1 protein-coding gene is annotated in these 210 nt (G+C 36.7%); it reads left to right on the top strand.

Translation table 11 applies throughout. From position 1 onward, the window contains the following. Positions 1-27: 27 nt before the first annotated feature. On the top strand, positions 28-210 hold a 183-nt coding region (locus ACIR131C_RS0103020), incomplete at its 3' end, for a DUF4347 domain-containing protein (protein ID WP_028089011.1).

Raw genomic sequence — 210 nt, 5'->3', positions numbered from 1 at the left:
TTCATAAAATGACGGCAGGTTATTTTCATGTCAAGCTCTACTAAAACGGTCGTTTTCATTGATCCGAGTGTTCAAGATTATCAAAATCTAGTTAATCAGGTTAAACCTGGTACACTGTTGTTTCTTCTCAACGGCAACCAGAATGGCATTCAGCAAATCACTCAGAATTTATCAGGACTGACAAACATTGATAGCGTTCAGATTATTTCT

The organism is Dolichospermum circinale AWQC131C (genome assembly GCF_000426905.1).
GTDB lineage: Bacteria > Cyanobacteriota > Cyanobacteriia > Cyanobacteriales > Nostocaceae > Dolichospermum > Dolichospermum circinale.
The sequence above is the reverse complement of the archived record's forward strand: the minus strand, read 5'-3'. Positions and strand labels throughout refer to the sequence as shown.